Source organism: Endozoicomonas sp. ONNA2, assembly GCF_024606365.1.
Taxonomy (GTDB): domain Bacteria; phylum Pseudomonadota; class Gammaproteobacteria; order Pseudomonadales; family Endozoicomonadaceae; genus Endozoicomonas.
This window is the reverse complement of record NZ_JAHHPO010001015.1, coordinates 1-2,089: the sequence shown is the minus strand read 5'-3', so window position 1 is coordinate 2,089 and position 2,089 is coordinate 1. Positions and strand designations below refer to the sequence as shown.

The 2,089-nt window shown below is 46.7% G+C and carries 2 protein-coding genes; both read right to left on the bottom strand.

Annotated features, from left to right (window positions below; all coding sequences use genetic code 11):
- A partial coding sequence (locus KDK14_RS17975; protein WP_257266571.1) for a hypothetical protein occupies positions 1–308 on the bottom strand: 308 nt, incomplete at its 3' end.
- 52 nt (positions 309–360) lie between these two features.
- On the bottom strand, positions 361–2,089 hold a 1,729-nt coding region (locus KDK14_RS17970; RefSeq protein WP_257266570.1), incomplete at its 5' end, for a DUF4116 domain-containing protein.

Sequence of the window (2,089 nt, the reverse complement as noted above, 5' to 3'; positions counted from 1 at the left end):
CTGCCAAAAGTTAACGTTGTGTCACGCCCGGAAACCTCCCGCTTTCTTTCGCCAGAGAAAGCGCAAGTATCTGATGCCGGCGCTTTACAATGATCGATGCCTGAAGCACTGGCATCAGGCAAATGTGTAGAGCAACCAACGTTGTTATTAAAACCTGGGCCTGCATGAAACATGATGAAAATATCCGTTGCTTGGTTGTTTAACGTTTTTATTGAGGCTTGACTTTGGGAATCCGCGCAGATCCAAAAAGTATAAGTAGTCAGAAATTGTCCCGGAATAACTTCAATCCAATTAGTAAATAGTTCCATCCATTGTTAGCCACGGCTCAAGTCTGACGACCAACTGAGAAGCCGTGTCAGATTAAGTGAATTGTTGAATGTACCTCACCGCAACAGGCCCGATACAATCAATGGCTGCCGCAATGATTTCGGGTTTGTTTTGTAAAGAATCACCAACGTACTGCAGGGCATTGCCATTGTTTTGCAAGGCGATATTGACCAGCGCCGGATCATTACGGCAATTGTCACCGGCAAACTCCAGCGCCAGGGGATTTTGTTGCAGGGCAAGTTTGACCACTTCCGGACAATCCTTGAGTTCGTCACTGGCAAACGCCAGCGCCATGCCGTTATCACGCACTGCCAGTTTGACCAGCGCTTCATTGGCCTGCAATTCCGGGCTGGCATACCTGAGTACCATACCATTTAGTTGAACTGCCAGCCGCACAGTAGGCTCATGGCCACGTAGCCTGTCACTGACATACTTGAGAATGTCACTGTCAGCTTGCACGGCCAGTTGCATCAACTCTTCATCATCTCTCATCTTCTGATTGGCCAGTCGTCTTATAAAGTAGACCGGGTCTTTTGATGCGACAATGGCCAAAAATTGGTTATCTCCACACTGTTGTTCATCAAGATCAAGGTAAGGATGATGTTTGAATTGTTCATCGGCATACTCTAGTGCACTAACGGTATCTTTCACCGCAGCTGTAACAATGGTTCGATCAGCTTTTAACCGTTCACTGGCGTACATCAGGGCAATCCCATTATTTTTGACAGCAGCCAATACGATGTCTTCATCATTCCTGAGCCCTTCACTGGCAAATTGCAGAACTATCCCCGTGTTCCCGACAGCTTTTTTGACCAGTTCTTTATCCGCTTGAAATTCAGGTCCGGCAGATCTTAATGCAAAGGGGTCAGAATCGACCGCTGTATATACTACCTCCCGATCATTATTTAAATCCGGAAAATATTTCAGGTTATCGTATAGTCCGGGTTTCGCCAACGCCTTCAAGGCCAGCTTTCGGTAAAGGTAATGATTGTCAAGCAGGTTTTTCCTGAAATTGTGGTGATACAATGGATAGAAATTATCTTTATCATTATGCTCCAGCGCCAACAGAAGAAGATCTTTGTAGACATCAGGATTTTGTTCCAGATACTCAGTTGCCGCATTACAGGAAAGAGCCTGTGACGTGTTTTCAACTGCTGTGGTTAACAAGCGCCGGAAAAGCCCAGAATTTGAGGAAAGCTCTGGCCCTGTATGGGCAAGTATTGTTTCCGGCTTTACTGCATTTGCCAGGGCACAAGACATAATTTCAAAATCGTTTTTAAAGGATGCTGGCGCATTGGCAATGGCCTCAGGATGGCTTTTGATGGCGGCAAACACTATCGCCCGCTGATTGCGTAATTCAGGTGTGAGGTATTTCAGGATATGGCCATTTTGCGACACCAGGCGTCTGGCCGTTGTCTCGTCAGCAAGCCAGTTAACGTATTTGTTCACCAGGGGGCTGGCCTTGTCTGGATCAAAAAGTAGCCAATGCCGGAGTAATGCCTGCCTGTCCGTTTCGTGTTGATAGTCCAGCACTGCTTCAATCCTGTTGGCGGGAGCTTTATGAAATATTCTCGCCGCTTCAACCAGATGACGGATTGCCCTGTCGTGGGTGCAGCGGTTGATCAATGATGTTTTCTTCCGATAACCGGAGCACCAGTAGGTATGTGCCAGGGCAAATTGATTGATTTCAGAGAAAGCAGGATTATTCAGCCTTTCCCTGATTGCAGCCATATTCCATTGTGTTTGACTTTCGTCCAGATTT